The sequence below is a fragment of the Pseudomonas aphyarum genome (assembly GCF_028657055.1).
GTDB classification, from domain to species: domain Bacteria; phylum Pseudomonadota; class Gammaproteobacteria; order Pseudomonadales; family Pseudomonadaceae; genus Aquipseudomonas; species Aquipseudomonas aphyarum.
In genome coordinates, this window is record NZ_JAMDGS010000013.1 from 1 (window position 1) to 12580 (window position 12580).

10 protein-coding genes and 4 tRNA genes are annotated in these 12580 nt (G+C 60.7%); 4 read left to right on the top strand and 10 right to left on the bottom strand.

Going from position 1 to position 12580, the window contains the following annotated elements; translation table 11 throughout:
- The 8 genes from M5G18_RS19270 to rluD form a co-directional block, all read right to left on the bottom strand.
- Nucleotides 1-1266 (bottom strand): methyl-accepting chemotaxis protein (locus tag M5G18_RS19270; RefSeq protein WP_273926170.1); only part of this gene is annotated, 1266 nt, incomplete at its 3' end.
- A 159-nt stretch (nt 1267-1425) separates the two neighbouring features.
- Nucleotides 1426-1502: transfer RNA gene (locus M5G18_RS19275), tRNA-Pro, on the bottom strand.
- A 97-nt stretch (nt 1503-1599) separates the two neighbouring features.
- Nucleotides 1600-1675: transfer RNA gene (locus M5G18_RS19280), tRNA-Lys, on the bottom strand.
- 5 nt (nt 1676-1680) lie between these two features.
- Nucleotides 1681-1757, bottom strand: a tRNA-Pro gene (locus tag M5G18_RS19285).
- Nucleotides 1758-1766: 9 nt separating this feature from the next.
- Nucleotides 1767-1842: transfer RNA gene (locus tag M5G18_RS19290), tRNA-Asn, on the bottom strand.
- 298 nt (nt 1843-2140) lie between these two features.
- Nucleotides 2141-4705, bottom strand: coding sequence for an ATP-dependent chaperone ClpB (gene clpB / locus M5G18_RS19295; protein ID WP_007959569.1), 2565 nt, complete (start codon nt 4703-4705; stop codon nt 2141-2143).
- A gap of 130 nt (nt 4706-4835) precedes the next feature.
- Entirely contained in the window at nt 4836-5558 is a 723-nt protein-coding gene (gene pgeF / locus M5G18_RS19300; protein WP_273897792.1) for a peptidoglycan editing factor PgeF, read from the bottom strand.
- Nucleotides 5555-6517 (bottom strand): 23S rRNA pseudouridine(1911/1915/1917) synthase RluD, encoded by a 963-nt coding sequence (gene rluD / locus M5G18_RS19305; protein ID WP_007959567.1) that lies wholly within the window; start codon nt 6515-6517, stop codon nt 5555-5557. The genes pgeF and rluD overlap by 4 nt, the downstream gene beginning before the upstream one ends.
- A 152-nt stretch (nt 6518-6669) precedes the next feature.
- Between rluD and M5G18_RS19310 the strand changes: the two genes are divergently transcribed.
- The 4 genes from M5G18_RS19310 (at nt 6670) to M5G18_RS19325 (ending at nt 10967) form a co-directional block, all read left to right on the top strand.
- Entirely contained in the window at nt 6670-7686 is a 1017-nt protein-coding gene (locus tag M5G18_RS19310; RefSeq protein ID WP_273897791.1) for an outer membrane protein assembly factor BamD, read from the top strand.
- 125 nt (nt 7687-7811) lie between these two features.
- A complete protein-coding gene (locus M5G18_RS19315) occupies nt 7812-8045 on the top strand; it encodes a PP0621 family protein (RefSeq protein WP_115079251.1) in 234 nt (77 codons plus the stop codon).
- Nucleotides 8035-9624, top strand: a complete 1590-nt coding sequence (locus tag M5G18_RS19320; protein ID WP_273897790.1) for a sensor histidine kinase — start codon at nt 8035-8037, stop codon at nt 9622-9624. The genes M5G18_RS19315 and M5G18_RS19320 overlap by 11 nt, the downstream gene beginning before the upstream one ends.
- Nucleotides 9621-10967: a sigma-54-dependent transcriptional regulator gene (locus M5G18_RS19325; RefSeq protein WP_179693696.1), complete on the top strand. Its 1347-nt coding sequence runs from the start codon at nt 9621-9623 to the stop codon at nt 10965-10967. Before M5G18_RS19320 ends, M5G18_RS19325 begins: the two co-directional genes overlap by 4 nt.
- Nucleotides 10968-11016: 49 nt before the next feature.
- On the opposite strand, the gene thiO is transcribed toward M5G18_RS19325, so the two are convergent.
- Nucleotides 11017-12117 (bottom strand): glycine oxidase ThiO, encoded by a 1101-nt coding sequence (gene thiO, locus M5G18_RS19330; RefSeq protein ID WP_273897789.1) that lies wholly within the window; start codon nt 12115-12117, stop codon nt 11017-11019.
- A 57-nt stretch (nt 12118-12174) separates the two neighbouring features.
- Entirely contained in the window at nt 12175-12576 is a 402-nt protein-coding gene (locus tag M5G18_RS19335; RefSeq protein WP_039771691.1) for a type IV pilin protein, read from the bottom strand.
- Between the last annotated feature and the right edge of the window lie 4 nt (nt 12577-12580).

Genomic DNA, 12580 nt, shown 5'->3' on the forward strand with positions numbered 1-12580 from the left:
TTGCCGCGTGCGATAAGCCAGAGCCCGCACCTCATCGGCGACCACCGCAAAACCGCGTCCACTCTCCCCGGCCCGTGCCGCTTCGATGGCAGCATTGAGCGCCAGCAGGTTGGTCTGTTCGGCGATCGCTCGAATCACGTCCAGCACTTTGCCGATGTCCTGCGACTGATTGGCCAGCGACTGCACCAGCTCGCCGGTGTGTTCGACCTCGCTGGCCAGAGCGTTGATGGCGCCGGCGGTTTCGCTGACCCGCTCCTGACCCAACTGCGCGGATTCGCTGGACTGGCGGGGGGCGTCGGACGTCGACACCGCATTGCGGGCGACTTCCTCGACCGCCGTGGTCATCTCGTTGACGGCGGTGGCAGCCTGTTCGATTTCGTTGTTCTGCTGTTGCAGCCCTTGCGTGCTGTCGTGGGTAACCGCGCTCAGTTCATCGGACGCGGTCGCCAGTTGCGTGGCCGAGCCGCTGATGCCCTGCAGGGTTTCGCGCAGGTTCTGCTGCATGGTCGCCAACGCCTTGAGCAAGCGGCTGACTTCATCGTTGCCGTGTGTTTCGATCGGACGGGTCAGATCGCCTCTGGCGACGTGTTCAGCAGCGTCGACGGCGGCGCTCAGGGGACGAACAATGCTGCGGGTCAGCAACATGGCCAGGGCCACGGTCGCCAGCGCCGCCAGAGCGATGAACAAGCTCACGATGGTGCGCGAGGTTTCGTAGTGGGCGGCAGAGTTCTGGCTTTCGGCGGCGACCTGGCGGGCGAACAGATCCGCGAGGTCATTGAGTTGTTTGCCGGAGCCGTCGACCACGGTTTTCATGTCGACCAGCAGCAGCTTGGTCAGCTCATCGCGCTTGCCTTGCTCGGCGAGGGTGAACGACTGGGCGATCCCGGTGCGGTAGGCAGTAAAGGTTTTCTTGAACTGATCGTATAACTGCTGACCTTCCGGGGTGGTCACCAGCCGGTCGTAAGCGGCGATTTTCTCGCTCAGCTCCTTGTCGCGGGTGTCCATCTGGCTGCGGTACGTGGCGATGTTGGCCGGATCCTGATCCAGCGCCATGCGCAGGGAGATGGTGCGGATGCGCAGCATGATCTCGCGAATCTCGTCGCCGCCGCGAATGCTCGGCAGCCACTGCGTCTCCACCGCCACTTCGCTGTCGCGGATGCTCGACATCTGCCCCAGCGCAAACACCCCGAGCAACGCCACCAGCACCGCGATCAGGGCAAAGCCCAGGGCGGCACGGGGAGCAATATTCAACTGACGAAGCAACATGACGAACGCCCTTTTTCTTGTATTGGCCGGATGCAAGGGGCGATCGATGGCAGGCCCCTTTCGTTAGCGGGCTATCGGCAAGTTGTACGACGACTTGAATGAAACATTTCCGGAGGGCAAAAAAAATCCCCGTATCTTTCGATACGAGGATTTTTAATATGGTCGGGGTAAGGGGATTCGAACTCCTGACATCCTGCTCCCAAAGCAGGCGCGCTACCGGACTGCGCTATACCCCGGTAAAAAAAAGGCGACCTTTCAAAGATCGCCTTCTTCGATCAGCGCTTTTGGCCTCTGATCTTAAGATTCGATCCCAGCGTTAACTGGTTTCAAAAATGGTGGGTCGTGTGGGATTCGAACCTACGACCAATTGGTTAAAAGCCAACTGCTCTACCAACTGAGCTAACGACCCAAAAATGGTCGGGGTAAGGGGATTCGAACTCCTGACATCCTGCTCCCAAAGCAGGCGCGCTACCGGACTGCGCTATACCCCGGCTTGAAATTGGCTCCGTGACCAGGACTCGAACCTGGGACCCAATGATTAACAGTCATTTGCTCTACCGACTGAGCTATCACGGAACTACATATTTCAATTTACAACGATGAAACTTGCAGCTTCTCGACACCGTTTTCGCATCGCTGCGTTCGTGTGTCTGAGGCGCGCTATTCTACAACCTAGAACACCTCTGTCAACCCCCTAAATTGCTTTCAAGTTAATGATTTGCAACTTATTTCAGATTTCTGCCCAGTGAGCTGAAACCGTGTTGGTGACTGACTGCGGGGCGCACTTTACAAGCCTTTTCCTTTGAGTTCAACAGCCTAACGAAAAAAAAGGCCTCGCAGTGCGAGGCCTTGATTACTTCCTCAACGTCGAGCGTCAGTTGAACGTGATCTCGTCGTTCTCCACCACACCGGTCGCGGTCTCGCCTGGCAGGAAACGTCCCGACAGGATCAACTGCGCCAACGGGTTCTCGATCCAGCGCTGGATCGCCCGCTTCAGCGGCCGTGCGCCATAGACCGGGTCGTAGCCGACGGCAATCAACTTGTCCATCGCTTCCGGGCTCAGCTCCAGCTTCAACTCGCGCTCGGCCAGACGGCTGCGCAGACGGCCCAGCTGGATCTCGGTAATGCCCGCGATCTGATCCCGCGCCAATGGCTCGAAGATCACCACTTCGTCGACCCGGTTGATGAACTCCGGACGGAAGTGGGTGGAAATCGCATCCATCACCGCTGCCCGTTGCGCTTCACGATCACCGACCAGTTCCTGGATCTGCATCGAACCCAGGTTGGAGGTCATGACGATCACGGTATTGCGGAAGTCCACCGTGCGGCCATGGCTGTCGGTCAGACGACCATCCTCCAGCACCTGCAGCAGGATGTTGAACACGTCCGGGTGCGCCTTCTCGACTTCGTCCAGCAGGATTACCGAGTAAGGCTTGCGCCGTACCGCTTCGGTCAGATAACCGCCCTCTTCGTAGCCGACGTAGCCCGGTGGTGCACCGATCAGCCGTGCCACGGAATGTTTCTCCATGAACTCGGACATGTCGATCCGCACCATCGCCTCTTCCGTATCGAAGAGGAATTCGGCCAGCGCCTTGCACAGCTCGGTTTTACCGACACCGGTCGGGCCGAGGAACATGAACGAGCCGCTCGGGCGATTCGGGTCAGACAACCCGGCACGGGAACGCCGCACCGCGTTGGCCACGGCAACCACCGCTTCGTCCTGGCCGATCACGCGTTGATGCAACAGGCTTTCCATCTTCATCAGCTTGTCGCGCTCGCCTTCGAGCATTTTCGACACCGGAATACCGGTCCACTTCGAAACGACTTCGGCGATTTCCTCTTCGGTCACCTTGCTGCGCAGCAACTGGTTTTCACTCTTGCCGTGCTGGTCGACCATTTGCAGGCTGCGCTCCAGATCCGGGATCACCCCGTACTGCAACTCGGCCATGCGGTTCAGGTCGCCTTTACGGCGCGCGGCTTCCAGTTCCTGACGGGACTGTTCGATCTTCTGCTGAATCTGCGCAGAACCCTGCACCTCGGCTTTTTCCGAGTTCCAGATTTCTTCCAGATCCGAATACTCCCGCTCGTGGCGGACGATTTCTTCCTGGAGTTTTTCCAGGCGCTTGATCGCCGCTTCGTCGCTTTCTTTCTTCAGGGCCTGGGATTCTACTTTGAGTTGAATCAGGCGCCGCTCCAGACGATCCAGCACTTCCGGCTTGGAGTCGATCTCCATACGGATGCGGCTGGCCGCTTCGTCGATCAGGTCGATCGCCTTGTCAGGCAGTTGCCGATCGGTGATGTAACGATGGCTGAGCTTGGCCGCCGCGATAATCGCACCGTCAGTGATCGCCACCTTGTGGTGAACCTCGTAACGCTCCTTGAGGCCACGCAGGATCGCGATGGTGTCTTCTTCGCTCGGCTCATCCACCAGCACTTTCTGGAAGCGCCGCTCGAGGGCCGCGTCCTTCTCTATATATTGGCGGTACTCGTTGAGCGTGGTCGCGCCGACGCAATGCAGCTCACCACGGGCCAGCGCCGGTTTGAGCATGTTGCCAGCGTCCATCGAGCCTTCGCCCTTGCCAGCGCCGACCATGGTGTGCAGTTCGTCGATGAACAGAATGATCTGCCCTTCCTGTTTCGACAGCTCGTTGAGCAGCGCTTTCAGGCGCTCTTCGAACTCGCCGCGATATTTGGCACCGGCAATCAGCGCCCCCATATCGAGGGACAGCAGACGCTTGCCGCGCAGGCCATCCGGCACTTCGCCATTGATGATGCGCTGGGCCAGACCTTCGGCAATCGCGGTTTTACCCACGCCAGGTTCGCCGATCAGCACCGGGTTATTCTTGGTGCGGCGTTGCAGAACCTGAATGGTGCGACGGATTTCGTCGTCACGGCCGATCACCGGGTCGAGCTTGCCTTCTTCGGCGCGCTTGGTCAGGTCGACGGTGTACTTATCCAGTGCCTGACGCGACTCTTCGTGGTTGGCGTCGTTAACGGCTTCGCCACCGCGCAGGTTGTTGATTGCATTCTCCAGCGCCTTTTTGCTCACGCCCTGGCCGAGCAGCAACTTGCCAAGCTTGCTGTTCTCGTCCATCGCGGCGAGCAGCACCAGTTCGCTGGAAATGAACTGGTCGCCCTTCTGCTGGGCCAGACGGTCGGCCTGGTTGAGCAGACGCGCCAGATCCTGCGACATGTTCACGTCGCCGGTCGGGTTCTGGATTTTCGGTAATTGATCGAGCTCTTTGGTCAGCTCTTTACGCAAGCTGTTGACGTCGAAGCCCACCTGCATCAACAGGGGTTTGATCGAACCACCCTGCTGTTCAAGCATGGCTTGCATCAAATGCGCCGGCTCGATGGCCGGATGATCGTGGCCGACAGCCAGGGATTGGGCATCGGACAACGCCAACTGCAATTTGCTGGTTAAACGGTCTATACGCATGGGTCACCTTCCTTTTGAGCAGGCCGGACCTAAAAACCATCCTGAATAAAGAAACCTGCCAGATACCGCTATAGATGCGGTCGATTCTGGAAGATTCAAGCGTCAGGGAGTTGATGCAGGTCAGACAAGCTTAGCGGGTGAGCCAGACAAGGGAGGCGAAGCGACCAGTACGCGATGCACGGCGATAAGAGAAGAAACGCGGATCGGTCACGGTACACAAACCGCCACCATAAACAGCGGTGACACCACGAACCGCCAGACGCAGCCGCGCCAGCTTATAGATGTCGGCCATGAACTTGCCGGCGTTGTGGCTCGGGACAAAGGCTGTCTCGGCTTCGGGCAATTGATTGATGAAGACTTCCCGGACTTCCGGGCCGACTTCAAAGGCTTGCGGGCCGATGGCCGGGCCGAGCCAGACCAATACGTCTTCGGCGGGCACATCCAGACTGTCGAGGGTGGCTTCCAGCACGCCGGCCGCCAATCCACGCCAACCGGCATGAGCCGCCGCCACGCGAGTACCGGCACGGTCGCAGAACAGCGCCGGCAGGCAGTCGGCGGTCATCGCCGCACAAGCGATACCCGGCGTTGCCGTCCAACTGGCATCCGCCGTGGCCACCACGGACGGATCCGCATGCGCCACGGCAATCCCGTGCACTTGCTGCAACCAGGCAGGTTTTATAGAGAAGTGTTCGGTCAGGCGCCGACGGTTTTCGGCGACGGCCTCAGGGCGGTCATCGACGTGATCGCCCAGATTGAGGCTGTCGAACGGCGCCTCGCTGACGCCGCCCTCGCGGGTGGTGACACAGGCCTTGACGCTGGCCGGCGCGGGCCAGTCCGGCGTCAGCCAGCTCATCCGATGAATGCCTCGCGGTCCTGCTTGAGCAGGGTCAGCAGCCAGACCAGATCTTCCGGCAGCGGCGATTCCCAGCTCATGCGCTCACCGGTGGTCGGGTGATCCAGCTCAAGGAACCGCGCATGCAGGGCCTGACGCGGGAAGTGCTTGAGGGATTCGACCATGGTCTGGCTCGCGGCCGGCGGAATACGGAAACGACCGCCGTATGCCGGGTCGCCGACCAACGGGAAGTTGATGTGCGACATGTGCACGCGAATCTGGTGAGTACGACCGGTTTCCAGCTTCACCCGTACGTGGGTGTGGGAGCGGAAGCGCTCCAGCACGCGGTAGTGGCTGACGGCAGGCTTGCCGCCTTCCATCACCGCCATGCGCTGACGCTGCTGGCCGTGGCGGCCGATCGGGGCATTGATCTTGCCACCGGCCGTCACCACACCGATCACGATGCACTCGTAGATCCGGCTGACGCTGCGGCTTTGCAGCTGCGCAACCAGCTTGGTCTGCGCCTGAATGGTCTTGGCCACCACCATCAGACCGGTGGTGTCCTTGTCCAGACGATGCACGATACCGGCGCGCGGGACATTGATGATGTCCGGCACGTGGTGCAGCAAGGCGTTGAGCAAGGTGCCATCAGCGTGACCGGCAGCCGGGTGCACCACCAGGCCCGCAGGCTTGTTGATCACCAGAATGTCGTCGTCTTCATAGACGATGTCGAGTTCGATGTCCTGAGCGACCCATTCACCCTGGGCCTCCTGCTCGGCAGTGAGCTCAAGGATGGCACCGCCATGAACGATGTCGCGCGGGCGGATGACCGCCCCGTCCACAGTCAGGCGACCTTCTTTGATCCAGGCGGAAAGGCGCGAGCGCGAGTGCTCGGCGAAGAGTTGGGCGGCGACTTGATCGAGGCGTTGGCCGCCCAATTCGGACGGCACCTCTGCGCGAAGTTCAATTTTATCGGACATGCTCGGACTGGGCGTCGGCTACAGCCTTTGGTTTCGGCTGCGCGCTTGTGGTTAAATACGGCGTCTTTTGCCCCGGGGCTTTTCAACGGGGCGCTCATCATAACAGGACGGCCCCGCCCAAGACAGCGGCCGTCATAGGGACGCAAGCCGCCATGCAAGTGAAACACCTGCTGCTGATCGCCATCCTCGCATTGACCGCTGCTTGCTCATCGAAGGAAGTCGTAGACGAAAACCTGAGTGAAGCCGAGCTGTACCAGCAGGCTCAACAGGACCTGGACAACAACAGCTACACCAGCGCCACAGCCAAGCTGAAGGCTCTGGAGTCGCGTTATCCGTTCGGTCGCTACGCCGATCAGGCGCAGCTGGAACTGATCTACGCCAACTACAAGAACGCCGAGCCGGAAGCTGCAAAGTCCGCCGCCGAGCGTTTCATTCGTCTGCATCCGCAGCACCCGAACGTCGATTACGCCTACTACCTGAAGGGCCTGACCTCGTTCGACCAGGACGTCGGCCTGCTGGCGCGCTTCCTGCCGCTGGACATGACCAAGCGTGACCCGGGTGCCGCCCGCGACTCGTACAACGAGTTCGCCCAGCTGACCAGCCGCTATCCGAACAGCCGCTACGCGCCGGACGCCAAGCAGCGCATGATCTACCTGCGCAATCTGCTGGCGGCCTACGAAATCCACGTGGCCGACTACTACCTGACCCGTCAGGCCTATGTCGCCGCTGCCAATCGTGGTCGTTATGTAGTGGAAAACTTCCAGGAAACCCCATCGGTCGGTGACGGCCTGGCGGTGATGACTGAAGCCTATCAGCGTCTGCATCTGGACGAACTGGCGGCCACCAGTCTGGAAACTCTGAAGCTCAACTACCCGAACCACTCGAGTCTGCAGGACGGTCAGTTCGTGCCACGGGTTGCCGAAGCCGACAACCGTTCGTTCCTGAGCAAGGCCACTCTGGGCCTGATCGAATCCCGTCCGCCGCTGCCGCCGGGAGAGACCCGCGCCAACCAGGACGTGCAGAAGCAGTTCCAGGACGCGAAAGACGCGATCCCGAACGAGCTCAAGCCAAAAGACGAAAACGGCGACGTGATCGAAGAGCCGGAACCGGAGTCGAGCGACAGCGACCGTTCCATCTTCAGCTACATGACCTTCGGTCTGTTCGACTGATCACTTCGGTGATGCCAAAAAGGGAGATCTTCGGATCTCCCTTTTTATTGCGGCGTGTGATTGGGCTGTGCGCTTGTCGGGTCCTTGGCTAAACTGCCGAATCATTAGCCGAAAAGCCGCCCATCATGCTTCGTTTACTGTTCTGGATTGCCTTGATCGCCGCTGCTGTCTGGTTGTGGCGCAAATTCAAGGCCCCTGCCTCGTCCGCCCGATCGCCTCGCGAACAGGATGCCGCGCCGATGGTGCGCTGCGCCCATTGCGGCGTGCACCTGCCCCGCGACCGCGCGCTGAACCTTCAACAACAGTGGTATTGCAGCCAGGCTCACCTTGAGCAAGGCCCCGGTTCCAGTGATCGCTGAGGCCGAAAACGCCGACAGCAAACAGGCTCAGCGACTGCTGCGCCTCTATCATCTGTACCGTTTAAGTGTCGGCATCACCCTGGTGTTGCTGATCTCCAGCAACATGGACAACCGCCTGCTGACCTCGGCCAACGACGAGTTGCTGCGCAACGGCAGCTGGTTGTACCTGGTGCTGAACATCCTGCTGGTGGTGTTCCTCGAGAACATCCGCCGACCCGCCCAACTGTTCGGCCTGGCACTGGTCGACATCCTGCTGCTGTGCGTCGTGTTCTATGCGGCCGGCGGTGTGGCCAGTGCGATCGGCAACCTGCTGATCGTTTCGGTCGCCATCAGCAACACGTTGCTGCGACGACGCATCGGCTTGCTGATCGCCGCCATTGCCACCCTCGGCATCGTCGGGCTCAGCTTTCTGCTGAGTTTCAGCCACCCCCTGAGCGCCAACGACTATCTGCAGGCCGGCACCCTCGGCGCCCTATGCTTCGCGGCGTCATTGCTGGTGCAAGGATTGATGCGCCGTCTCGAAGTCAGCGAGAACCTGGCCGAGCTGCGTGCCAGCGAAGTCGTGGGGCTCGAAGCCCTCAACGCGCTGATCCTGCAACGCATGCGCACCGGCATTCTGGTGCTCGATGAACAGCGCCGGGTGCAACTGGCCAATCACAGCGCCAAGACCCTGCTGGGCCAGACACACCTTGAAGGCGACCTGATCGACGAGCACTCGAGCGCGTTGGTCGAACGCCTGCAACTGTGGCTGAACAACCCGACCCTGCGCCCGCAAAGCCTGAAAATCGCCGGCAACGGCCTGGAGCTGCAACCGAGTTTCATCGCCCTGGAACAGAGCCCGAACCGCCAGACTCTGGTGTTTCTCGAAGACCTCGCCCAGATCGCCCAGCAGGCCCAGCAATTGAAACTGGCCGCGCTGGGCCGGCTGACCGCCGGTATCGCCCATGAAATCCGCAATCCGCTGGGGGCCATCAGTCATGCCGCGCAGCTGTTGCAGGAATCCGAGGAACTCGACGGCGCGGATCGGCGTCTGACGCAGATCATTCAAGACCACTCCCAGCGCATGAACCGAGTCATCGAAAACGTCCTGCAACTGTCCCGCCGCCAGCAGAGCGCGCCGCAACGGCTGGATCTCAAGCCGTGGCTGGAGCAGTTCGTCAGCGAGAGCCGCGAACAGGCCGGCGAGCGCCAGCACATTCACCTGCACATCGGCCCGGGGGATTTCCGCACCCTGATGGATCCCGGCCAGCTCACACAGATTCTTGACAATCTGTTACGCAACGGCTGGCGCCACAGTGCCCTTTTGCACGATCCGGCCGAAGTCTGGCTGACGCTGTTGATCGACCCCGAAAGCACGCTGGCCGTGCTCGAAGTACAGGACAACGGCCCCGGCGTGCCGCTGGATCAACAGGCTCACCTGTTCGAACCTTTCTTTACCACCAGCAGCCAGGGCACCGGCCTTGGGCTTTATCTGTCCCGTGAGCTGTGCGAAAGCAATCAAGCGCGCCTAGACTTCAAATCACGCCAAGGCGGCGGCTGCTTTCGCATCACCTTTGCTCACGGACGGAAACAAAGTTGAACACGAGCCCACGGCAAAAAATCCTCATCGTCGACGACGAGCCGGATATCCGCGAACTCCTGGAAATCACCCTGGGACGGATGAAACTCGACACCTTCAGCGCACGCAATCTCAATGAAGCCCAGGCGCTGCTGCACCGCGAGACATTCGATCTGTGCCTGACCGACATGCGTCTGCCTGACGGTACCGGCCTGGAATTGGTGCAGCACATTCAGCAACGTTATCCACAACTGCCGGTGGCGATGATTACCGCCTATGGCAGCTTGGAAACGGCAATCAACGCCCTGAAAGCCGGGGCTTTCGACTTCCTGACCAAACCGGTGGACCTGACCCGCCTGCGCGAGCTGGTCGGCTCGGCATTGCGCATGCCGGCGCCGGGCAATGTCTGCACTTCGATCGACCGGCGGCTGCTCGGCGATTCACCGCCGATGCGCAACCTGCGCAAGCAGATCGACAAACTGGCCCGCAGCCAGGCACCGGTTTACATCAGCGGCGAATCCGGCAGCGGCAAGGAACTGGTGGCCCGGCTGATTCATGAACAGGGCCCGCGCGCCAGCCAGCCATTCGTACCGGTGAACTGCGGGGCGATTCCGTCGGAGTTGATGGAAAGCGAATTTTTCGGCCACCGCAAAGGCAGCTTCAGCGGCGCGGTCGAGGATAAGCCGGGGCTGTTTCAGGCGGCCCATGGCGGCACGCTGTTTCTCGATGAGGTGGCGGATCTGCCGCTGCCAATGCAGGTCAAGCTGCTACGGGCGATCCAGGAAAAAGCCGTGCGCAGCGTCGGCGGCCAACAGGAAACCGTGGTCGATGTGCGCATCCTGTGCGCGACGCACAAGGACCTCGATGCAGAAGTGGCTGCCGAGCGTTTCCGTCAGGATCTGTATTACCGGCTGAACGTGATCGAACTGCGCGTACCGTCCCTGCGCGAACGTCGCGAGGATATCGAAGCACTTGCCGGCCATATGCTCAAGCGCCTGGCCAATGGCACCGGGCAACCGGCGGCACGTCTTCATCCCCATGCCTTGGAGGCGCTGAAAAACTACCGTTTCCCGGGCAACGTGCGGGAGTTGGAGAACGTGCTTGAACGGGCGCACACCCTGTGTGAAAACCGCACGATCGAGGCCGAGGATTTACGCCTGAGTGAAGGTAATGGCACCGCTGAAGGCGGCATTGCCGATCTCACGCAGATCGACAACCTGGAAGACTATCTGGAAAGCGTCGAGCGCAAACTGATTCTGCAGGCGCTGGAGGAGACTCGCTGGAATCGCACGGCGGCAGCGCAGCGGTTGAGTCTTTCGTTTCGGTCGATGCGCTACAGGCTCAAAAAACTGGGTCTGGATTGAAGATGCACAAAAACGCAGCCTGTGTTGGCTGCGTTCTTTTTATGTGGCTTCAGATGCGTCCGGCCGGTGCATACGGAGCCGGATCAATGATCGGCGCACGCCCCAGCATCACATCGGCAAACAACTGACAGGACGCAGGCGCCAGCACCAGCCCGTTGCGATAATGCCCGCAGTTCAGCCACAGACCGTCAAACCCCGGAACCCGGCCAATGTATGGAATGCCTTCCGGCGAACCTGGTCGCAGCCCGGCCCAGTGCCCCACCACTTCGGCCTCCGCCAGCGCCGGCAACAACTCGACCGCCGATGCCTTGAGGCTTTCCAGCGCGTTGTCCGTCGGGGTCTTGTCGAAGCCTTCGTGCTCCAGCGTACTGCCGATCAGAATGTGCCCGTCGCGGCGCGGAATCGCGTAGCGCCCCTTGGCCAGCACCATGCTCGGCAGGAAATCCGCTGCACACTTGTAGAGAATCATCTGGCCCTTGACCGGTTCCACCGGCAGCGACAGGTTCAAGGTCTTGAGCAGTTCGCCGCTCCACGCACCCGCCGTCAGCACGACCTGATCACCGGTGATCACACCAGTGGAGGTCTGCACGCCCACCACCCGCTCGCGATCACGGACAAATCCGCTGACTTCACACTGCTCATGAATCGTCACGTTCGGCAGCGCCTGCAACGCCGCTTTCAAAGACTTCACCAGCCGAGGATTGCGCACGTTGGCCACATCGGCCATGTAGATCGCCCGGGAAAACCCGCCACCAAGCACCGGCACAGCATCATGCGCCGCCGAGATATCCACAGTCCGCAGCGGGCGGCTTTCCCGTTTGGCCCACGCCAGCGCTTCGGCTTCGTCATCCAGGTCCAGCCAGTACAGGCCGGTGGTGTGCACTTCGGGGTCGACCCCGGTATCGGCAAACAGACGCTCGCCCAGCTGTGGATAAAAATCCTGCGACCAGTGCGCCAGCGCGGTGACCGCCGGGCTGTAGCGCCACGGGTACAGCGGAGAGACGATACCGCCGCCGGCCCAGGACGATTCCTGGCCGACGTTCGAACGATCCAGCAGCACCACGCTGCCGACCTTGGAGGCGAGGTTGTACGCAGTGAGCAGGCCAATCACCCCGCCACCGACAATCACCACTTGCTGTTGCCTGGTCATGTTTGATCCAACCGTAAAAAAGACAGTGGGCGCAAATGGCGCCCGAAATAAAGCGGCTCAGCGGCCCCAGCAATCCTTGGTGGTCAGCCCGGTGGTCGCGTTGTTCATGCTTCTGACACCGGTGTTGGTGAGGGTGAAATCCCCGCACTTGTCAGTGGCCATGGCCGTGCCGGTCTTGCGGGTCGCGGTCAGCAGAAAGGTCTGATCGGTGATCGTCGGCGTGATGGTGTAGAAATCGTTGCCGGTGCTCAACCCGGTGACACCGGTGTAGACGTTGTTCTTCGAATAGAAGCGCTCGAGGATCTGTGCCTGTTCCGACAAATTGCTGACCACGTCGGCACGGCGGCCCTTCTTCACGTATTCGGTGAGGCTCGGATAGCCGATGGTGATGACGATACCGATGATCGCAATCACGATCATGATTTCGATCAGGGTGAAACCTCGGTTGGATCTGCGCATGCCT

Excerpts from the sequence above, each read along its gene's own strand:
- clpB (WP_007959569.1), bottom strand. The coding sequence starts at position 4,705 with ATGCGTATAGACCGTTTAACCAGCAAATTGCAGTTGGCGTTGTCCGAT.
- pgeF (WP_273897792.1), bottom strand. The coding sequence starts at position 5,558 with ATGAGCTGGCTGACGCCGGACTGGCCCGCGCCGGCCAGCGTCAAGGCC.
- rluD (WP_007959567.1), bottom strand. The coding sequence starts at position 6,517 with ATGTCCGATAAAATTGAACTTCGCGCAGAGGTGCCGTCCGAATTGGGC.
- M5G18_RS19310 (WP_273897791.1), top strand. The coding sequence starts at position 6,670 with ATGCAAGTGAAACACCTGCTGCTGATCGCCATCCTCGCATTGACCGCT.
- M5G18_RS19315 (WP_115079251.1), top strand. The coding sequence starts at position 7,812 with ATGCTTCGTTTACTGTTCTGGATTGCCTTGATCGCCGCTGCTGTCTGG.
- thiO (WP_273897789.1), bottom strand. The coding sequence starts at position 12,117 with ATGACCAGGCAACAGCAAGTGGTGATTGTCGGTGGCGGGGTGATTGGC.
- M5G18_RS19335 (WP_039771691.1), bottom strand. The coding sequence starts at position 12,576 with ATGCGCAGATCCAACCGAGGTTTCACCCTGATCGAAATCATGATCGTG.